Origin of the sequence: Streptomyces auratus (assembly GCF_050433025.1) — a bacterium.
Taxonomy (GTDB): Bacteria; Actinomycetota; Actinomycetes; order Streptomycetales; family Streptomycetaceae; genus Streptomyces; species Streptomyces sioyaensis.
Genome location: NZ_JBNGCB010000003.1, coordinates 1099293 through 1118740, shown reverse-complemented (window position 1 = coordinate 1118740; position 19448 = coordinate 1099293). Strand labels below are relative to the sequence as shown.

Annotated in this window: 14 protein-coding genes and 1 pseudogene; 8 read left to right on the top strand and 7 right to left on the bottom strand. The window is 71.9% G+C overall.

Annotated elements, in window-relative coordinates; translation table 11 throughout:
- The first annotated feature begins 145 nt into the window (after positions 1-145).
- Entirely contained in the window at positions 146-991 is an 846-nt protein-coding gene (locus tag BKA18_RS24625; RefSeq protein WP_366045541.1) for a PP2C family serine/threonine-protein phosphatase, read from the top strand.
- Positions 992-1093: 102 nt separating this feature from the next.
- Here BKA18_RS24625 and BKA18_RS24620 read toward each other — a convergent pair whose 3' ends face one another.
- On the bottom strand, positions 1094-1633 hold the full coding sequence (locus BKA18_RS24620; protein ID WP_366045542.1) for a MarR family winged helix-turn-helix transcriptional regulator: 540 nt from the start codon (positions 1631-1633) through the stop codon (positions 1094-1096).
- A 300-nt stretch (positions 1634-1933) separates the two neighbouring features.
- Here BKA18_RS24620 and BKA18_RS24615 point away from each other — a divergent pair, with 300 nt between their 5' ends.
- The gene (locus tag BKA18_RS24615; protein WP_366045543.1) at positions 1934-2794 is read left to right on the top strand and encodes a lysozyme; all 861 of its coding nucleotides are present in this window, start codon (positions 1934-1936) and stop codon (positions 2792-2794) included.
- A 59-nt stretch (positions 2795-2853) separates the two neighbouring features.
- On the opposite strand, the gene lon is transcribed toward BKA18_RS24615, so the two are convergent.
- The 3 genes and pseudogenes from lon to BKA18_RS24600 form a co-directional block, all read right to left on the bottom strand.
- On the bottom strand, positions 2854-5262 hold the full coding sequence (gene lon, locus BKA18_RS24610; protein ID WP_006603137.1) for an endopeptidase La: 2409 nt from the start codon (positions 5260-5262) through the stop codon (positions 2854-2856).
- 89 nt (positions 5263-5351) lie between these two features.
- A complete protein-coding gene (locus BKA18_RS24605) occupies positions 5352-5531 on the bottom strand; it encodes a pentapeptide repeat-containing protein (RefSeq protein ID WP_429638772.1) in 180 nt (59 codons plus the stop codon).
- A gap of 6 nt (positions 5532-5537) precedes the next feature.
- Positions 5538-5654 (bottom strand): annotated as a pseudogene (locus BKA18_RS24600) (pentapeptide repeat-containing protein); the annotation flags it as partial.
- A gap of 786 nt (positions 5655-6440) precedes the next feature.
- Here BKA18_RS24600 and BKA18_RS24595 point away from each other — a divergent pair.
- Positions 6441-6938 (top strand): YfbM family protein, encoded by a 498-nt coding sequence (locus tag BKA18_RS24595; RefSeq protein ID WP_366045623.1) that lies wholly within the window; start codon positions 6441-6443, stop codon positions 6936-6938.
- 84 nt (positions 6939-7022) lie between these two features.
- Positions 7023-7619 carry a hypothetical protein gene (locus BKA18_RS24590; protein WP_366045545.1) on the top strand — a complete coding sequence of 199 codons (597 nt, stop codon included), beginning with the start codon at positions 7023-7025 and terminating at the stop codon, positions 7617-7619.
- Positions 7620-7780: 161 nt separating this feature from the next.
- Here the strand turns inward: BKA18_RS24590 and BKA18_RS24585 are convergent, their stop codons facing one another.
- Entirely contained in the window at positions 7781-8671 is an 891-nt protein-coding gene (locus BKA18_RS24585; protein ID WP_366045624.1) for a rhomboid-like protein, read from the bottom strand.
- A gap of 274 nt (positions 8672-8945) precedes the next feature.
- On the opposite strand from BKA18_RS24585, the gene BKA18_RS24580 reads away from it, so the two are divergent.
- From BKA18_RS24580 to BKA18_RS24565, 4 genes are all read left to right on the top strand, one after another.
- On the top strand, positions 8946-9710 hold the full coding sequence (locus BKA18_RS24580; protein WP_366045546.1) for a spermidine synthase family protein: 765 nt from the start codon (positions 8946-8948) through the stop codon (positions 9708-9710).
- Positions 9711-9785: 75 nt separating this feature from the next.
- The gene (locus BKA18_RS24575) at positions 9786-10526 is read left to right on the top strand and encodes a response regulator transcription factor (RefSeq protein ID WP_006603143.1); all 741 of its coding nucleotides are present in this window, start codon (positions 9786-9788) and stop codon (positions 10524-10526) included.
- The gene (locus tag BKA18_RS24570) at positions 10523-11647 is read left to right on the top strand and encodes a sensor histidine kinase (RefSeq protein WP_366045547.1); all 1125 of its coding nucleotides are present in this window, start codon (positions 10523-10525) and stop codon (positions 11645-11647) included. The genes BKA18_RS24575 and BKA18_RS24570 overlap by 4 nt, the downstream gene beginning before the upstream one ends.
- A gap of 237 nt (positions 11648-11884) precedes the next feature.
- On the top strand, positions 11885-15703 hold the full coding sequence (locus BKA18_RS24565) for a multifunctional oxoglutarate decarboxylase/oxoglutarate dehydrogenase thiamine pyrophosphate-binding subunit/dihydrolipoyllysine-residue succinyltransferase subunit (protein WP_366045548.1): 3819 nt from the start codon (positions 11885-11887) through the stop codon (positions 15701-15703).
- A gap of 117 nt (positions 15704-15820) precedes the next feature.
- Here BKA18_RS24565 and BKA18_RS24560 read toward each other — a convergent pair whose 3' ends face one another.
- The gene (locus BKA18_RS24560; RefSeq protein ID WP_366045549.1) at positions 15821-16333 is read right to left on the bottom strand and encodes a hypothetical protein; all 513 of its coding nucleotides are present in this window, start codon (positions 16331-16333) and stop codon (positions 15821-15823) included.
- A gap of 59 nt (positions 16334-16392) precedes the next feature.
- On the bottom strand, positions 16393-19422 hold the full coding sequence (gene fxsT / locus BKA18_RS24555; RefSeq protein ID WP_366045550.1) for an FxSxx-COOH system tetratricopeptide repeat protein: 3030 nt from the start codon (positions 19420-19422) through the stop codon (positions 16393-16395).
- Positions 19423-19448: the final 26 nt, after the last annotated feature.

Below are 19448 nucleotides of genomic sequence, written 5' to 3'. Positions count from 1 at the left end.
GTCCGGGTCCTGGCAGGATGCGCGCCTGCATGCCGCCGGACCCCGTCCACACCATCCCTGCACAACCGCCCCCGCACGTACACCTGCGCGGCCACCCGCGCCCGACGGCCGGGGCGGATCGAGGGCCTCCGGCAGACTTGCGGCCATGCACATTGCACTCGCCACCGAGCCGGGCGACCCCCAACGCCCAAATGAGGACTACACATCGGTAGCCCTTCCTGCCTCCGGCCAGGGCGGAGTCCTGGTGCTGCTGGACGGCGTGACACCTCCCGAGGAGGACTACGGCTGTCTTCACACGGTGCCGTGGTTCACCGCGCGGCTGGGCGGCGCAATGCTCGAACTGTCGGTTTCACACCGGGATATGACGCTGCCTGATGCGCTCGCCGCGGCCATCTCCCGGACGGCCGACGCGCACCGGACGACCTGTGACCTTTCTCACGCACGCACTCCGCAGGCAACCCTGGTCGCCGCGCGCTGGTCCGAGGACACCGTCGAACACCTCGTCCTGTCCGATTCGGTGCTCCTCGTGGAGCGGACGGACGGCTCGGTGCTGCCGGTGCTCGACCCCCGGCTGGACGAACTGCCGCCCGCGGTCCGGGACCTGCGGGACGTCGTACGGGCGCTGCCGCGCGGCTCGGCAGAACGGGCCGCCGCGGGCCGGGAGTACGGGCGCGCGGTCGAGGCGCTGCGCAATGCGGAGGGCGGCTTCTTCACCGCGGCCGCCGACCCCTCGGTGGCCGCCCGCGCGGTGACCGGCAGCACCCCGCGCTCCGCGCTCCGCTCCCTGACCGCCCTCAGCGACGGCGCGAGCCGCTGGGTCGAGGTCTTCCGGGAGGGCTCCTGGGCCGACTGCGTGGCCCTGGTGGCCGGTCAGGGCCCCCAGGCGCTCATCGACCGGGTCCGGGCGGCGGAGGCGGCGGACCCCGCGGGCGCGGCACATCCGCGCGGCAAGGCGCGCGATGACGCGGCGGTGATTTTTGTGGCGCCGTGACAAATCGCCGGCGGGCGGAGTTTTCCGCCGGGGCCACGGCGCGCCGCCTCGACGACGGCGGGCGGCGGGGCCGGGCGCCGGTGCCGGGGCGACAGCCTGCGGCTATGCCCCGTCGCCGTCCTGCTCGGTGTCCTGGTCGACCTCCTGCTCGCCCTCCTGCTCGGCGTTCAGCCGGTGCAGCAGGCGGGCCAGTTCGGCGACCTCGCCGCGGTCCCAGGAGGCCAGGCGGCGGGCGTAGCGGGCGCGGCGGCCGGTGCGGACGCGGGTGAAGCGGGCGTGGCCCTCGTCGGTCAGGCGCACCAGGACCGCACGGCCGTCGGCCGGGTCCGGCTCGCGGGCGACCAGCCCGAGCTTCTCCAGAGCGTGCAGCTGACGGCTCATGGTCGCCTTGCCGACGCCGAAGAAGCCGGCGAGGTCGGTGGCACGCTGGGCACCGGCGTCGGCCAGCCGGAAGAGCAGGCCGTAGGCGGCGGGTTCCAGGTCCGGATGCACCTCTCGTGCCAGTTCACCGGAAGAGGCACGGGCCCGGCGGAGAAATACCGCCAATTCGCGTTCCAGGGCGAGAAATACGTGATCCACGCCAATCGGTTCGCCATTCGCCGTCGCCCCGTCGGCTCCGGTGTTGTGCACGTCAGCGCCCATTCTTCCGCTTTCCCTCACCTGAAAGTTTCTGGCCTCGGCGGCTGAAGCCGCAGCTCGGCCAGTATTTCGCAGGATTAGACCAACGGCAGCCCGCGGTGCCTCTTTTGGCACGTGGTCTACGCGCGTATCGTCATTTCCGGTATGGCCGTACCCCTCGGCCCCGGACGTCAGCGGGTCCACCGCGCGTCCTGGACACGCCTCGCTGTGTCCGCCTCTCTGTGTCCACACCTCCGTGTCCGCACCCGGTCCATACCGTCGGCTCTTCCCCCCTCAGGTCCACCGAGATCTTCGGAGGCACGTATGTCCGTGCTCAGATCCGGCTCCCCCCACCGACCCGCACGCTCCCTGGCGCTCGTGGCCGGGGTCCTGCTCTCCCTGCTCTCCCTGCTTCTCGGCCTCTCCGGCACCGCCGGCGCCGCGGCCGTCCGGCGCGCACCCGAACCCCGCCACCCCGACCGGGACTGGGCCGGTTCGCAGATCGCCCGGCACGAGGGCACCGCGGCCGGCGGCGCACCGCCCGCCGCCTCGCTCATGGCGTCCGTCGAAGGGGTGGACGTCAGCAGCCACAACGGCAGCGTCTCCTGGTCGACGCTCTGGAACAGCGGCGTCCGCTTCGCCTATGTCAAGGCGACGGAGTCCACCAGCTACACCAATCCGTCCTTCGCGCAGCAGTACAACGGCTCCTACACCAGCGGGATGATCCGCGGGGCGTACCACTTCGCCACCCCGGACACCTCCAGCGGCGCCGCCCAGGCCACCTACTTCGCCGGCCACGGCGGCGGCTGGTCCAAGGACGGCAGGACGCTGCCCGGCGCGCTCGACATGGAGTACAACCCCTACGGGTCCACCTGTTACGGGCTGAGCCCGGCCGGGATGGTCAACTGGATGAAGGACTGGTTCGCGACGTACAAGGCGCGCACCGGACGCGACGCCGTCCTCTACACCTCCACCGGCTGGTGGAAGCAGTGCACCGGAAACTCCACGGCCTTCGGCGCCGTCAATCCGCTGTGGATCCCGCGCTACGGCTCCTCGGTCGGCGAACTCCCGGCCGGCTGGGGCTTCCACACCATCTGGCAGTACACCTCCTCCGGCCCGACGGTCGGTGACCACAACCGCTTCAACGGCTCGCTGGACCGCCTCAAGGCCCTCGCCAACGGCTGAGGGCCTCCCCCTACGGGCGGCCCGTGCTCCCGTCGCGGAAGCACGGGCCGGCCCTCGTCTCAGGCCGCGACCGGGACCTCCGGTGCGGCACCGTTCGACGCCGGGGTCAGCGCCAGCTCCAGCACCTGGCGGACGTCCGCGACCGGGTGGACGTCCAGGGCGTCGAGGATCTCGGCCGGTACGTCGTCCAGGTCCGGTTCGTTGCGCCGGGGGATGATGACGGTGGTGATCCCGGCGCGGTGCGCCGCCAGCAGCTTCTGCTTGACGCCGCCGATCGGCAGCACCCGCCCGGTCAGCGAGACCTCACCGGTCATCGCCACGTCCGGCCGGACCTGCCGGCCCGACAGCAGCGAGGCCAGGGCTGTCGTCATCGTCACGCCCGCGCTCGGGCCGTCCTTGGGCACGGCGCCCGCCGGTACGTGCAGATGCACACCGCGCTCCTTCAGATCGGCAACCGGGAGCTCCAGTTCCGCACCGTGGGAGCGCAGGAACGACAGCGCGATGTGCGCGGACTCCTTCATGACGTCGCCGAGCTGGCCGGTCAGCTGGAGCCCGGACGCGCCGGTCTCCGGATCGGCGAGCGAGGCCTCCACATAGAGCACGTCGCCGCCGGCGCCGGTGACCGCGAGGCCGGTGACCACTCCGGGCACCGCGGTGCGCCGCTCGGACGGGTCCTGTGCCGACTCGGGGGTGTGGTGCGGCCGCCCGATCAGCGGGCGCAGCTGGTCCACACCCACGGTGAACGGCAGCTCCTGCTGACCCAGTTCGTGCTGGGCGGCGACCTTGCGCAGCAGCCTGGCGACCGCGCGCTCCAGATTCCGTACGCCCGCCTCGCGGGTGTACTCGCCGGCCAGCTTGCGCAGCGCGTCGTCCTCCAGGGTCACCTCGCCGGGCTCCAGACCGGCCCGCTCCAGCTGGCGCGGCAGCAGGTGGTCCCGGGCGATGACCACCTTCTCGTCCTCGGTGTAGCCGTCCAGGCGGACCAGCTCCATCCGGTCGAGCAGCGGCTCGGGGATGGCTTCGAGGACGTTGGCGGTGGCCAGGAAGACCACATCGCTGAGGTCGAGTTCGACCTCCAGGTAGTGGTCGCGGAAGGTGTGGTTCTGCGCCGGGTCCAGGACCTCCAGGAGGGCGGCGGCCGGGTCGCCCCGGAAGTCGGAGCCCACCTTGTCGATCTCGTCGAGGAGGACGACCGGGTTCATGGAACCGGCCTCCTTGACGGCCCGGACGATGCGGCCGGGCAGCGCGCCGACGTACGTCCGGCGGTGGCCGCGGATCTCCGCCTCGTCCCGGACGCCGCCGAGCGCCACCCGGACGAACTTCCGGCCCATGGCGCGCGCGACGGACTCACCGAGCGAGGTCTTGCCGACCCCGGGCGGGCCGACGAGCGCCAGCACGGCGCCCCCGCGGCGGCCGCCGATCAGCCCGAGACCACGCTCGGCCCGGCGCTTGCGGACGGCCAGATATTCGGTGATCCGCTCTTTGACGTCCTCCAGGCCCGAGTGGTCCGCGTCCAGGACCTCCTTGGCACCGGCGATGTCGTAGGCGTCCTCGGTCCGTTCGTTCCAGGGCAGCTCCAAAACGGTGTCCAGCCAGGTGCGGATCCAGGAGCCCTCGGGGCTCTGGTCGCTGGAGCGCTCCAGCTTGTCGACCTCCTTGAGGGCGGCCTTGCGGACCTCCTCGGGCAGGTCGGCGGCCTCGACGCGGGCGCGGTAGTCGTCGCCCTCGTCCTCCGGGTCACCGTTCAGCTCGGCGAGCTCCTTGCGGACCGCCTCCAGCTGCCGCCGCAGCAGGAACTCCCGCTGCTGCTTGTCGACGCCCTCCTGGACGTCCTTGGCGATGGACTCGGCGACGTCCTGCTCGGCGAGGTGCTCGCGCAGCGCCTCGGTGGCGAACTTCAGCCGCGCGACCGGGTCGGTGGTCTCCAGCAGCCGGACCTTCTGTTCGGTGGTCAGGAACGGCGAATAGCCGGAGTTGTCGGCCAGCGTCGGCACGTCCTCGATCTGCTGGACGCGGTCGACGACCTGCCAGGCACCGCGCTTGCGCAACCAGCTGGTGGCCAGCGCCTTGTATTCCGTGACGAGTTCGGCCACCGCACCCGGCAGGGGATCGGGGACCGTCTCCTCGACGGTCGTGCCCTCCACCCAGAGCGCGGCACCGGGGCCGGTCGTGCCGGAGCCGATCCGCACCCGGCCCAGGCCCCGGATCAGGGCCCCGGGGTCGCCGTCGGACAGCCGGCCGACCTGCTCGATCCGCCCGAGGGTGCCGATGCCCGGGTACGTCCCGTCGACGCGGGGCACAAGCAGCACCCGCGGCTTGTTACCCGAGGAGGCGGCGGCCTGCGCGGCCTCCACCGCCGCGCGGACGTCCGCGTCGGACAGGTCCAGGGGCACCACCATGCCGGGGAGCACGACCTCGTCATCGAGGGGCAGCACGGGCAGAGTGAGCGAGGTGGACGTCGAAGCCATGATCTCCCCTTCGGCAAGCAAGTTGAGCTTTTCTCACTCAATGCCGCAGGGCCCGGAGATGTTCCCCCCTACGCGTTCGCTGTGAGCGATCAGGAGCGGGGGCCCGTCGGGGCCGCGGGCCCCGCCTGCCAGTGGGCGGGGCGGGTCAAGGACGGCGGGAGTGTGGTGGCGGCGTCGCCCTTGGCCGCGTTGAGCTGGGCCTGGGTGAGGAAGAGGGCACCGGTGAGGTCGGCGCCGGCGAGGTCGGCGTCCCGCAGGTCGGCGCCGATCAGGTCCGCCGTACGCAGATCGGCACCCGTGAGGTCGGCGGCGATCAGGCAGGCCCCGCGGAGGTTGGCGCCCCGGAGGCCGGCCCCCTTGAGGCGGGCTCCCATGAGATCGGCGCCCCGCCGCTGCTTCTTACGGCCCGGGACCCCCTCCCGGACCAGTTCGCTGGTGCGCAGCAGCAGGGCGTTGACCTCGCCCCGGTGGGTGGGCACATCCAGCGCCAGGAGCTCTTCGGCGGTGCCGCGGGTCAGGGCCCGGGTCTTCTCCAGCGCGGCCCGCAGCCCGGCGTGGACCGGGCGGGCGGCCGGCAGGGTCAGCGCCTCGGTCAGGTACCACAGGAGCTCGTGCAACTGCCGCATGACGGGGAAGACATCGAACATCTGCCGGGCGGTCCCCGGGGTGCTCCGCCAGTCCTGTCCGCCGAAGGTGACCTGGGAAACCTTCTGCCCGGCGCCGAAGCAGTCGAAGACGGTGCAGCCGGTGAAGCCGCGCTGCCGCAGTTGGGAGTGGACCCCGCAGCGGAAGTCCGTCCGGAGGTTGGGGCAGGGCCGGCCGGCATCCTTGTCGATCGCGAAGTCCGACGACGCCGCGAACGGCAGCGCGACGCAGCACAGCCCGAAGCAGCTGCCGCAGTCGGACTGCAGGCCGGGATCCACGGTGTCCGGAATCGACTGCGGGCGGTCAGTCGATGGGGTGCGGGGGGTCGACTGCTTTCGGGGGGTCGACTGCTTGCGGTGAGGGGACAAGGCGCGTGCACTCCTGCGGCCGGCGAGCGCCGCGCAGGGCCGCGCTCGGAAGGGGCGGCCATTCTCCCAGGCGCCGTGCCCGGCCGGTTTCGTGTGCTGCGGCCGGCAACACCCCGCCGGGCACCGGGCGTTGTCAGTGGCACGCCCTAGCCTCGGACCATGAGCATGATTGGGGAGTACGCACGTGTCACACCTGCTGAACTCGACCGCGCCCTCGGCGATCCCGAGTGGGCGCTGACGCTGGTCAGCGCGCGGCGGGAGGCGGAGGCCGACGCGGGACCGCAGCCCGTGCCGACGCGCTGCCTCGACATCGACAAGGCCTGGGACGCCCTGGGGTTCCTGCTGCGCCGGGCGGCCTTCCCGGTGGACATCGTCCATGGCGAGGAGCCCGTCCCGGGCGCCGACGACTGGGGCTACGGTCCGCCCCGCTACCTCACCCCCGAGCAGGTGCAGAAGGCCGCCGCGGCGCTGGCGGAGATATCCGGTGACGCGCTGACGACCGGTGTCGGCCCGGCGGACCTCGCCGCGGCGGAGGTGTATCCGGCGATCGTCTGGGAGCGGGGTGAGCCGCTGGACTATGTGCGCGAGTACTACGAGCAGTTGCGGCCGTTCCTGTGCGCGGCGGCGGAGCAGGGGGACGCGGTGCTCATGTGGCTCGGATAGCGGCGCCGCCCGGTCCCGCAGGAGGGCGGGGAACGGCGCGCCGCGTCATCCCTCACGCCCCGTCATGACTGCTACCTTCGCGGCATGTTGCAGCAGATGTCCGGAGTCTTCATCGGCGCATTCTTCGGAACGGTCTTCGTGGTCGCCGATGCGCACGCCCCGCTGAACCCGGTGCTCGGCAACGTCCTGCGGGTGCTCGCGGTGCTCACCTTCGCCGGACTGCTGGCGCTCGCCCTGCGGGCCGGGCGCCACGGGCAGTTTGCGGCGGACGGCCCGGAGGCACCCCGGTCGGACTGGTTCCGGGGGAAGTTCGCGTTCGTCGTGGGAGCCGAGGTGGCGCTGCTGATCGGCGGGAATGTCGCGCTGCGGGAGGGCGGCGCCCCCCAGGAGACCGGCGTGGCCTGGATCGCGCTGATCGTCGGCCTGCATTTCCTCGCGCTGGCGGCGGTCCGGAAGCGGCGCAGCATCGCCGTCCCCGGCGCCGCCCTGACCGCGCTCGGCATGGCCGGGCTGGGCATGGCGGCGACCTCCGCCGTGGTGTGGGTGCCGTTCGTCAGCGGTGTCCTGTCGGGCGTGGCCCTGCTGGGCGGCTGCGCCTACGCCATCACCCATACGTACCGGTCCACGATGCGGCCGCAGGACCGCGACCGCGGGAAGCTCGGGACGTCCGTACGGTCGTGAGGCGGCGGCCCCGGGAGGCGTCCATACGGTCGTGAGGCGGCGGCCCCGGGACGCTCAAGACGTCCGTACGGCCGTAAGGCGGCAACCCCAGGACGCATCCGTACGGCCGTAACGCCGCGGCCCCCCACGCTCAGGAAGCCAGGTCAGGCAGCCCGAGCCCCTCAGGACGTCCCTGCGCCCTGCAGCGCCGGGCGGCCCAGCTCGCCGAGGAGCGGCGCGGGGCGGGTGCGGTGGGTGCGCCAGCGGCGCAGCAGCGGCCAGGCGGCCACGCCCAGGGTGAGCGAGAGCAGATGGCCCCAGTCGGTCAACGGGTCGGCGTAGGCGAGCAGGTCGGTCACGGCCAGATAGCCGACACCGGCCAGCAGCGGCCAGCGCAACCAGGCCGGCAGCAGGCCCGCCAGGGCTCCGATGCAGGTCATCACGCCGAAGCTGATGCCGTAGTCGAGACGGTGCAAGGAAGTCTCGGGCAGTCGGCCGGCGGCGACGGAGAAGGCGACGGGCAGTTCGGTGGCGAGGGTGGCCAGCGCATGGCCGCCGAAGAAGACGGCGGCGGTGCGCAGAGCGCCCAGCCGCCGCTCCAGCGCCGTCAGGACGAAGAGGAACCCGATGGCATAGGCGGAGGTCATCCCGCCGGCGATCCACAGGGCGCTGGCGACCAGCACCAGCAGCGGGGACTGCGCGAGATGGACGACGTCCGTGCTGGAGCCTTGCAGCAGCTCGGAGACCAGCCCCGGGTCGCCGTACTCGGCGAACAGTGAGGTGGCCACGAGCAGCAGGGCGTACCCGAAGGTGAAGGGGGTGCCGGCGGGGGTGGGCAGCAGCCGCCAGGGCAGCAGCCGCCAGGACCGCACGCGCGCGCCGGCCGGCGGAGCGCCCGCCGACGTCCCGTCCCGACCCGCCGGGGCCTCCTGGACCGGGACGTCATGGGCCGCGGCCTCCCGGCCGCCGCGCTGCCGAGGGATTCCCGGCAGCAGACCCGGCTGCCCGTCCGGGCCGGCGCCCGGGGCCGACTGGCGTCCCGGGGCGCCGGACGGCGCGCGTCCGGTCCGCATTCTGTCGGCGGTTCCAAGCCAGCTCACGGTCCGAGGCCCCTTCCGTTCATGGCGCTTCCGGTGAGCCACGCCCGCGTCCCTCGGTCGTGATCGCTCTGTCCTGATCAACGTTCCGGACCAGCCTGCATGCTCAACCCATGAAGAACCTGTGTGAGTGATATCCCTCACATGAGGCAACCGTCACCCAATCCGCCACGTCCGCTCCGATGGGGTCGGACTTCCTTCCTTCCGGAGCGTTGGACCGGTGCGGCCCGTATTGGCCACCATGGGCGCCATGGCTCCCGTTACTCCTGCGCAGACCCCGGCCGGCCACCCCGAGGCCCCGTGCACGCTCGACCGCCGCGAGGGCCCCTACGGAGAAGTGGTGCTGCGGCAACGGGGCGCGGCCCCTGCAGCCCCGGGAACGGGCGGCCCTCCGGACCCCGTCGAGCCCGTGATCTACGAGATCATCGCCAACGGCTGCTTCCTGATGGACACCTCCGACGGCCGCTCCGAGCGGCTGCTGATCGACGCCGCGCTGGCCGCCCTGCCGGCCGGCCGCCCCCGGCCCTCCGTGCTGATCGGCGGCCTCGGCGTCGGCTTCTCCCTGGCGCGCGCGGCGCAGCAGCCGCGCTGGGGCCGGATCGTCGTGGTCGAGCGCGAGGAGGCGGTGATCGACTGGCACCGCACGGGCCCGCTGTCGGCCGTCTCGGCGGACGCCCTGGCCGATCCGCGCAGCGAGATCCTGCACACCGACCTGGTCGCCCATCTGCGCACGGAAGCGGGCCAAGACACCTATGACGCGCTGTGTTTGGACATCGACAACGGTCCCGACTGGACCGTCACCGAGGACAACAACAGCCTCTACTCCCCCGCCGGGCTCGCCGCCTGCCGCGACCGTCTGACGGCCGGCGGCGTGCTCGCCGTCTGGTCCGCCCAGCCCTCGCCGGCCTTCGAGGAAGCCCTGCGAAATGCCGGATTCAGCGGGGTACATACGGAAGAGATCCCCGTTGTCCGAGGCGTCCCCGACGTGGTCCATCTTGCGCGGAAGGGCGCGTAGCCGACAGTCACACCATGCCCGTACGCTGCTGCCCAGCAAGACGCGACCACGCAGGGGCAATGCAGGGGCGGGCCGATGGACCAGACTCAGACAACGCAGGGCGGCGCCACCGCCGCCACGCCGGGTGCCCAGCGCCGGGTACTGGTCGTGGAGGACGACCCGACGATCGTCGAGGCCATCGCGGCCCGGCTGCGCGCCGAGGGCTTCCAGGTGCAGACGGCCACCGACGGCCCGGCCGCGGTGGAGACCGCGGAGGCCTGGCAGCCCGATCTACTGGTCCTCGACGTGATGCTGCCGGGCTTCGACGGCCTGGAGGTGTGCCGCCGGGTCCAGGCCCAGCGCCCGGTGCCGGTGATGATGCTCACCGCCCGGGACGACGAGACCGACATGCTGGTCGGCCTCGGTGTGGGCGCCGACGACTACATGACCAAGCCGTTCTCGATGCGGGAGCTGGCCGCCCGGGTGCACGTCCTGCTGCGCCGGGTCGAGCGCGCCGCACTGGCCGCGCACACCCCGCGCAGCGGCATCCTGCGGCTGGGCGAGCTGGAGATCGACCACGCCCAGCGCCGGGTGCGGGTGCGCGGCGCGGACGTCCATCTGACGCCCACCGAGTTCGATCTGCTGGTCTGCCTCGCGAACACCCCGCGCGCGGTGCTCTCCCGTGAGCAGCTGCTGGCCGAGGTGTGGGACTGGGCGGACGCCTCCGGCACCCGTACGGTCGACAGCCACATCAAGGCGCTGCGCCGCAAAATCGGCGCGGAGCGGATCCGTACGGTCCACGGCGTCGGCTACGCCCTGGAGACCCCGGCCGCATGACGCGGTGGTGGCGAACGCCCCTGAGCCGGCTGTGGCAGCGGGTCTGGGAGGGGCTGCGCCCGCTGGACCCGTACCGCTCCGTCAAGGCGGCGCTCGGGGCGCTGGTCAGCGTCTCGGTGATCATCACCACACTGCTGGTGTTCGTCGCGATGCACTCCGCGACCGAGATCCGGGTCATCACGATCTTCTCGGTCATCGCCTCGCTGCTGATCACCCAGTTCGTGGCCAACAGCCTCACCGCGCCGCTCGACGAGATGACGGACGTCACCCGCTCGATGGCGCACGGCAACTACAGCCGCCGGGTCCGCTCCGAGCGCCGCGACGAGTTCGGCGCCCTGGCCGACGCCTTCAACCGGATGGCGGCCGACCTGGAGGCGGTGGACACCCACCGCAAGGAACTGGTGGCCAATGTCTCGCACGAGCTGCGCACCCCCATCGCCGCGCTGCGGGCCGTCCTGGAGAACGTCGTCGACGGGGTCTGCGAGCCGGACCCGGAGACGATGCGGACGGCGCTGAAGCAGACCGAGCGGCTGGGCCGCCTGGTCGAGCACCTCCTCGACCTGTCCCGGCTGGACAACGGCGTGGTGCCGCTGCACGCCCGGCGCTTCGAGGTCTGGCCGTATCTGTCCGGGGTGCTCAAGGAGGCCAATATGAGCCGCGGCGCCTCCACGCTCTCCGGGCTGGCCGGCTCGGGCACCCACACCCGTACGGACGTCCATCTCCACCTCGATGTCTCGCCCCCGGAGCTGACCGCGCACGCGGACGCCGAGCGGCTGCACCAGGTCGTCGCCAATCTCATCGACAACGCGATCAAGCACAGCCCGCGGCACGGCCGGGTCACGGTGCATGCGCGCCGCGGCGAGGGGCCGCAGAGCCTGGTGCTGGAGGTGCAGGACGAGGGGCCCGGCATCCCCGAGTCGGAGCGCTACCGGGTCTTCGAGCGCTTCAACCGCGGCGGCCCGGCCCCCTCCGGCCCCGGCTCCGACGGCGGGACGGGCCTGGGCCTGGCCATCGCGCGCTGGGCGGTGGATCTGCACGGCGGACGCATCGGCGTGGCGGAATCACCCCGCGGTTGCCGGATCCGGGTCACTCTTCCGGGGCTGGAGTCAGCTCGAAGCTGACGCCCGCTGACGTAGGGTCGGTGGTGGAAGCACTCGTCCGTGGGTGTCACGGCGATGACGCCTACCCGGGCACAGGCAAACTTGGTGTGTTTCCCGCCAAGTCCTGCCCCGAAACCCCTCCGGGAATGTGACGTACGCGACGAGTACCCCTCCCAGCCTGCATCAGGGGTCACAACAGGCGTAGCCTTTATTCCCGCTGTCCACCACCTTAGGAAGCGGAAGAGGGCGGTTGCCGCCGTGTCGCTACAGTCCCCCAACAGCTCGAGCATCTCGACCGACCACGAGGGGCAGGGAAAGAACCCTGCCGCCGCGTTCGGTCCCAATGAGTGGCTCGTCGACGAGATCTACCAGCAGTACCTCCAGGACCCGAACTCGGTAGACCGAGCCTGGTGGGACTTCTTCGCCGACTACAAGCCGGGCGCCACCACGGCGCCGAGCCAGCCGGCGGAGGGCGCTGCCCCCGCCGCGGCCGCCCCGGCGCAGTCGTCCCCGGCAGCGCCCCCCGCCGCCGCGCCGAAGCCGTCCGGCACCGGAACGGCCGACGCCGCGCCGGCCCCGGCTCCGGCTCCGGCCGCCCCGGCGAAGCCGGCCGCGAGCGCTCCGGCGCCCGCCCAGCCGGCCCCGGCCAAGAGCGCCCCGGCCAAGGCCGCCGCGAAGCCGGCCGCCGCGCCCGCCGCCGAGGCCACGGGTGGTCCCGAGTTCGTCACGCTGCGCGGCCCCTCGGCCGCTGTTGCGAAGAATATGAACGCCTCCCTGGAGCTGCCGACGGCCACGTCCGTCCGCGCGATCCCGGTGAAGCTGCTCTTCGACAACCGCATCGTGATCAACAACCACCTCAAGCGCGCCCGGGGCGGGAAGGTCTCCTTCACCCACCTCATCGGGTACGCGATGGTGCAGGCCCTCAAGGCCATGCCGTCGATGAACTACTCCTTCGCGCTGAAGGACGGCAAGCCGACGCTGGTCAAGCCCGAGCACGTCAACCTCGGTCTGGCCATCGACCTGGTGAAGCCGAACGGTGAGCGCCAGCTCGTCGTCGCCGCCATCAAGAAGGCCGAGACGCTGACCTTCTTCGAGTTCTGGCAGGCCTACGAGGACATCGTCCGCCGGGCCCGCGACAACAAGCTGACGATGGACGACTTCACCGGGGTCACCGCGTCGCTGACGAACCCGGGCGGCATCGGCACGGTCCACTCCGTGCCGCGGCTGATGCCCGGCCAGTCCATGATCATGGGCGTCGGCTCGATGGACTACCCCGCGGAGTTCCAGGGCACCTCCCAGGACGCCCTGAACAAGCTCGGTGTCTCCAAGGTCATGACGCTGACCAGCACCTACGACCACCGCGTGATCCAGGGCGCCGCCTCCGGCGAGTTCCTGCGGATCATGAACCAGCTGCTGCTCGGCGAGAACGACTTCTTCGACGACATCTTCAAGTCGCTGCGGATCCCCTACGAGCCGGTCCGCTGGCTCAAGGACATCGACGCGTCCCATGACGACGACGTCACCAAGGCCGCCCGGGTCTTCGAGCTGATCCACTCCTACCGGGTCCGCGGCCACGTCATGGCCGACACCGACCCGCTGGAGTACCACCAGCGCAAGCACCCCGACCTCGACATCACCGAGCACGGTCTCACCCTGTGGGACCTGGAGCGCGAGTTCGCGGTCGGCGGCTTCTCCGGCAAGTCCATGATGAAGCTGCGCGACATCCTGGGCGTGCTGCGCGACTCGTACTGCCGCACCACCGGCATCGAGTTCATGCACATCCAGGACCCCAAGCAGCGCCAGTGGATCCAGGACCGGGTCGAGCGCTCGCACAAGTCGCCCGAGCGCGAGGAGCAGCTGCGCATCCTGCGCCGGCTGAACTCCGCCGAGGCGTTCGAGACGTTCCTGCAGACCAAGTACGTCGGCCAGAAGCGCTTCTCGCTGGAGGGCGGCGAGTCCGTCATCCCCCTGCTGGACGCGGTCATCGACTCCGCGGCCGAGTCGCGGCTGGACGAGTGCGTCATCGGGATGGCCCACCGCGGCCGCCTCAACGTCCTCGCCAACATCGTCGGCAAGTCCTACGCGCAGATCTTCCGCGAGTTCGAGGGCAACCTCGACCCGAAGTCGATGCACGGCTCCGGCGACGTGAAGTACCACCTGGGCGCCGAGGGCACCTTCACCGGCCTGGACGGCGAGCAGATCAAGGTCTCGCTGACCGCCAACCCCTCCCACCTGGAGGCCGTCGACCCGGTCGTCGAGGGTGTCTCGCGCGCCAAGCAGGACATCATCAACAAGGGCGGCACGGACTTCACCGTCCTGCCGATCCAGCTGCACGGTGACGCGGCGTTCGCCGGCCAGGGTGTGGTCGCCGAGACGCTGAACATGTCGCAGCTGCGCGGCTACCGCACCGGCGGCACGGTGCACATCGTCATCAACAACCAGGTCGGCTTCACCGCCGCCCCGGAGTCGGCCCGCTCCTCCATGTACGCCACCGACGTGGCCCGCATGATCGAGGCGCCGATCTTCCACGTCAACGGTGACGACCCCGAGGCCGTCGTCCGCGTGGCCCGTCTGGCCTTCGAGTTCCGCCAGGCGTTCAACAAGGACGTGGTCATCGACCTGATCTGCTACCGCCGCCGCGGTCACAACGAGTCCGACAACCCGGGTTTCACCCAGCCGCTGATGTACGACCTGATCGACAAGAAGCGCTCGGTGCGCAAGCTCTACACCGAGTCCCTCATCGGTCGCGGCGACATCACGCTGGAGGAGGCCGAGCAGGCGCTCCAGGACTTCCAGGGCCAGCTGGAGAAGGTCTTCACCGAGGTCCGCGACGCCACGACGACGCCGGCCGCCCCCGAGGTGCCGCAGCCGAAGGCCGAGTTCCCGGTCTACGTCGACACCGCGATCTCCCAGGAGGTCGTCAAGCGGATCGCCGAGTCGCAGGTCAACATCCCCGAGCGGGTCACCGTCCACCCGCGTCTGCTGCCCCAGCTGCAGCGCCGCGCGGCCCAGGTCGAGGACAACACCATCGACTGGGGCATGGGCGAGACCCTCGCCATCGGCTCGCTGCTGATGGAGGGCACCCCGGTCCGGCTCGCCGGCCAGGACTCCCGCCGCGGCACCTTCGGCCAGCGCCACGCGGTGCTGGTGGACCGGGAGACCGGCGAGGACTACACCCCGCTGCTCTACCTCTCCGAGGACCAGGCCCGCTTCAACGTCTACGACTCGCTGCTGAGCGAGTACGCGGCGATGGGCTTCGAGTACGGCTACTCCCTGGCCCGCCCGGAGGCGCTGGTCATGTGGGAGGCGCAGTTCGGTGACTTCGTCAACGGCGCCCAGACGGTCGTCGACGAGTTCATCTCCTCGGCGGAGCAGAAGTGGGGCCAGACCTCCGGTGTGACCCTGCTGCTCCCGCACGGCTACGAGGGCCAGGGCCCGGACCACTCCTCGGCCCGGATCGAGCGCTTCCTCCAGCTGTGCGCGCAGAACAACATGACGGTCGCCATGCCGACCCTGCCGTCGAACTACTTCCACCTGCTGCGCTGGCAGGTCCACAACCCGCACCACAAGCCGCTGGTCGTCTTCACCCCGAAGTCGATGCTGCGTCTGAAGGCCGCGGCGTCGAAGACGGAAGAGTTCATGACGGGCGGCTTCCGCCCCGTCATCGGCGACGCCACGGTCAAGCCCGAGGACGTCCGCAAGGTCATCTTCTGCTCCGGCAAGGTCTACTACGACCTGGAGGCCGAGCGGGAGAAGCGCGGCGCGACCGACACGGCGATCGTCCGTATCGAGCGGCTCTACCCGCTTCCCGGCAAGGAGCTCCAGGCGGAGATCGCCAAGTTCCCGAACGCCGCGAAGTACCTGTGGACCCAGGAAGAGCCGGCGAACCAGGGTGCGTGGCCGTTCCTCGGCCTCAACCTGATCGACCACCTCGACCTGGCCGTCGGCGCCGATGTGCCGCACGGCGAGCGGCTGCGCCGGATCTCCCGGCCGCACTCCTCGTCGCCGGCCGTCGGCTCCGCCAAGCGCCACCAGGCGGAGCAGGCACAGCTGGTCGCGGAGGCCTTCGACGCCTGAGGCGCCGGGCCGCCGGGGTGACCGGTGCAGGACAGCGGAAGGGCCCGTCCCCCTGGGGGGCGGGCCCTTCCGCGTGCGCGGACGCCGGCACGACGAGCCGGCCCTGGTCACCGGTCCCTATACCTGGTGCAGCCACGCGGTGAAGAACAGCACCAGACCGACCGCCACCAGCGCCGACAGCGGCAGCGGCCACCAGCGACGCCGCCGCCCGGACAGCGTCTGCTCGGTGGCCCGGTCGACCGCGACCATGCCGCGCAGCACTCCCAGCGCCCCTACGGCGACGGGCACCGCGACCGCGGCGTGCACCACCCAGGCACCCACCAGCGTGGGCCCGCCCCAGGAATGCTGGTAATCGTGCGCGTCGACCAGGGGATACAGCAGTCCGTTGAACAATCCCTGGGCCGCTAACAACGCCACCGCCCAGCCGAACAGCCCCAGTGCGATCCCGCATCCCCCCTGTACCGCATACGCCCCCCGTGCCTGCTTGATCCCCACCGCCAGCCTCCCGACCGAGGCCGGAAGCAGGCGCAGGCCCTTCCCTGCCGCCGCCCATGCGGAGGCGCCCACGAGGCTGCCCACCGCAGTGGCCGGAGTGATGCGGTGCGCCCCGTGGCGCTGTGTGGTGTCCATGCCGCCATCCAACCAACTCGCCTGCGGCGGCTCCATCGTGGCCGTCCTGCCCCACGTACTCAGACGGGCTGCGGTTCGAAGTCCCAGTACGGGCGGCGGCGGCGCCGGGCGGAGAGGGTGTGCGGGTGCTCGGCGCCCAGCGTCTCGGCGAGCTGCCCGATGGCCTCCTGTTCCAGCTTGGCCGCCTCCGGGCCGCGGCGGAGCGCCCGCAGGTCCTCGGCCAGCGCCGTCTTCGCGGACAGCGTCAGCGGATGGGTCTCCCCCAGCGTCGCCTTGGCGCGCTGCAGAGTGGCCCGGCCCAGCTCCACCGCGCCCTCCTCGTCGTCCACCCGGCTGCGGGCGGCACCGGCGTTCAGCGCACAGCCCAGCGTCCAGGGGTGGTCGGGGCCCATCGCCTCGGTCATCCCGCCGAGGGCGGCCTCCGCGAGGTCCAGCGCCTCCGCCTGGTCCCCGAACTCGCCGCGGACCAGCCCGACGTTGCCCAGGGTGCCGACGGTGTAGGGGTGCCGCTCGCCGGCCAGCGCGCGATAGCGCTCGGCGACCTCCTCGGCGAGGTCCCGGGCGTGCCCCAGATCGCCGTGCTCGCGCAGGAAGGTGGCGTGGTCCGCGCGCACCATCAGCGTCTCGGGGTGGCGCGGCCCCTGCACCCGGCGGGAGCGCTCGACGAGGTCGGCCAGCAGGGCGGCGGCGCGGGTGGTCTCGCCGGAGCGGCGCAGACACAGCGCGAGGTTGTGCTCGGCGCGCAGCGTCTGCGGGGTGTGCGGACCCATGACCTGAAGATGCAGCCGGGCGTTGAGCTCCTGTGCGGAGGTGGCGTCGCGGTAGCGGCCGAGCAGCCGCAGGGTGCGGGCGTGTGCGGTGCCCGCGTTGAGCGTCAGATGGTGTCGTTGGCGCAGTTCGCGCTCCCGGAAGGCCAGCACCTCGCGGTGGGTGACCAGGGCTTCTTCGTACCGGCCGAGCAGCGTGAGGACATTGCCGAGGTTGTGCCGCGAGGAGAGGGTGCGGGGGGCCTCCGGGCCGAGGAGGTCGGTGTAGGCCCGCCAGACGGCGTCGAAGAGGTCGTAGGCCTGCTCGTAGGAGCCGAGCGCCATCAGCGTCCCGGCCAGGCCGTCCTGGGCCCGCAGCAGATCGGCGTCGGAGGGGCTGCGCTCGGTGGCGAGCTGGTCGACGACGGCGCTGCCGACGGCCTCGGCCTCGCGGTAGCGGCCGAGCCTGCGCAGCATGTTGGCGTGCTGGTGGGTGAGGACGAGCATGGTGCGCTGGGTGGCGGCCAGCCGGGTGCGCCAGCGGGACATGAACTGTTCGCACAGCCGCAGGCCCATCCGGTATTCGCCGCGGACCCGCAGATATTCGACGCAGTTGAGCAGCAGCTGCTGGACGGCCGGTTCGGGGCTGTCGAGGACGCCGGCCGGTTCCAGATGCGGGATCAGCTCGGCGTAGCGCTCCCAGTAGCGGGTGTCGGCGGGGTTCTGCGGGTCGGCGGTGACCAGCACCCGGCAGGCGGTCGCCGACATCTGGTCGCGCTCGTCCTCGGACATGTCGCTGCGCAGGAACCGGTGGTAGAGCCGGTGCATGAGCGCGGTCTCCACGGCCGGGTCGGCGTCCTCGGAGACCTGGTAGTCGAGGCGTACGGCGGTGGACTCGGTCAGCCGGCGCAGGGCGGTGTTCCAGCTGATCGGCTCGGCGGCCAGATCGGCGAGGTGTTCGGGCAGATCGCCGCGGCGGGCCTGGGCGAGCATCGGGACGGGGATGGTGTCCGGGGCGAAGAACGCGAAGAGCTTGAGGAGTTCGACCGCCGCGGGGCTGCGCTCGCGCAGCGTGTTGAGGGTTATGGCCCAGCTGGTCTGGAAGGCCATGGGGTAGTCGGAGGAGATCCGGATGCCGACGAGGCTGGGCTCACCGCGGCGGATCAGCTCGATGTACTCCTTGGGGGACATCGGATTCGCGTCGAGCCAGGCGGCCGTCTGGGCGAGCAGCAGCGGCAGGTCCTGGACGGCGTCGGAGAGCAGATCGGCTTCCATCGGGGTCAGCCGCGGTGCGCGCCGCCGGGCGTAGGCGACGCTCTCGACGCGGTCGAAGGGCAGCACCTCGGTCTCCTGGGCGCTGCCGGAACCCGACCAGTCGCGGGTGAGGGTGGTGATCAGCACGTGCCCCCGGCCGTCGGGGACCAGGTCCTCGATCTGCTCCATGTCGTCGGCGCTGTCGAAGATCAGCAGCCAGCGGCGGTAGGGGCGGCCGATGCGGAGCGCTTCGTGGACGGCGCGGATGCGGTCGCCCAGCTCCCGGCCGACGGGGAGGCCGAGCCGGGTGGCCAGCTCGGCGAGCTGCTCGCGGGCGGCGCCGCGGTTGGTGGCGCTGATCCACCACACCACGTCGTAGTCGTTGCCGAAGCGGTGGGCGTACTCGGCGGCGATCTGGCTCTTGCCGACGCCTGAGGTGCCGTAGAGCGCGAGCCGGGTCTCCAGCGGCGGGCCCGAGCCGGTCTGCGAACCGGCCAGCTTGCCGTGCAGCTCTTCGAGCACGCCGTCGCGGCCGGTGAAGCGGTTGTTGCGGCGCGGGATGTTCCACACCTCGGGCGGGTCGTTCGGGAAGCGGGGCGCGCCGGGCCCGTCCTCGTCCACGGGCCGGTGCGGCGCCGCGATGCCCAGCCGCGTCAGCACCCGGCGGTTGGCCTCGCGCGCGTCCAGGTCGCGCAGGTCGGCGGGGCGCAGCAGGGACGCCGTGGCGGGCAGGCTCTGGGTGGCCACGCTCACCGCGGCGAACCGGTCGGCGTGCGGGGGCACCACTTCCCGCAGCGCGGCCGTCCACTCCTCCGGTGTCTTGGGGCCCAGCCGGAAATACCAGTCGTCCAGCACGATCAGCAGCCGGCCCTCGGCCTCCAGCAGGCCGGACAGCTCCTGTGCCAGCGCGGTGTCCGCCTGCGGGTCCCAGCGCAGCATGGTGGTGCCGTGGCCCTGCCGCTCCAGCTGATGGGAGATCCACGCGGCCCAGGGCCGGGTGAAGCCGGCGTAGCTGATGGTGATGTGCGGGGTGGAACGGGCCGGATCAGAGGAACCAGAAGAACCAGAAGAAGTGGCCTGATCGACCATGCGACCGTCTCCCTGGGATGCGATGG

Coding starts and splice junctions, on each gene's coding strand:
- BKA18_RS24625 (WP_366045541.1), top strand. CDS start 146: ATGCACATTGCACTCGCCACCGAGCCGGGCGACCCCCAACGCCCAAAT.
- BKA18_RS24620 (WP_366045542.1), bottom strand. CDS start 1,633: ATGGGCGCTGACGTGCACAACACCGGAGCCGACGGGGCGACGGCGAAT.
- BKA18_RS24615 (WP_366045543.1), top strand. CDS start 1,934: ATGTCCGTGCTCAGATCCGGCTCCCCCCACCGACCCGCACGCTCCCTG.
- lon (WP_006603137.1), bottom strand. CDS start 5,262: ATGGCTTCGACGTCCACCTCGCTCACTCTGCCCGTGCTGCCCCTCGAT.
- BKA18_RS24595 (WP_366045623.1), top strand. CDS start 6,441: ATGATTGGGGAGTACGCACGTGTCACACCTGCTGAACTCGACCGCGCC.
- BKA18_RS24590 (WP_366045545.1), top strand. CDS start 7,023: ATGTTGCAGCAGATGTCCGGAGTCTTCATCGGCGCATTCTTCGGAACG.
- BKA18_RS24585 (WP_366045624.1), bottom strand. CDS start 8,671: ATGCGGACCGGACGCGCGCCGTCCGGCGCCCCGGGACGCCAGTCGGCC.
- BKA18_RS24580 (WP_366045546.1), top strand. CDS start 8,946: ATGGCTCCCGTTACTCCTGCGCAGACCCCGGCCGGCCACCCCGAGGCC.
- BKA18_RS24575 (WP_006603143.1), top strand. CDS start 9,786: ATGGACCAGACTCAGACAACGCAGGGCGGCGCCACCGCCGCCACGCCG.
- BKA18_RS24570 (WP_366045547.1), top strand. CDS start 10,523: ATGACGCGGTGGTGGCGAACGCCCCTGAGCCGGCTGTGGCAGCGGGTC.
- BKA18_RS24560 (WP_366045549.1), bottom strand. CDS start 16,333: ATGGACACCACACAGCGCCACGGGGCGCACCGCATCACTCCGGCCACT.
- fxsT (WP_366045550.1), bottom strand. CDS start 19,422: ATGGTCGATCAGGCCACTTCTTCTGGTTCTTCTGGTTCCTCTGATCCG.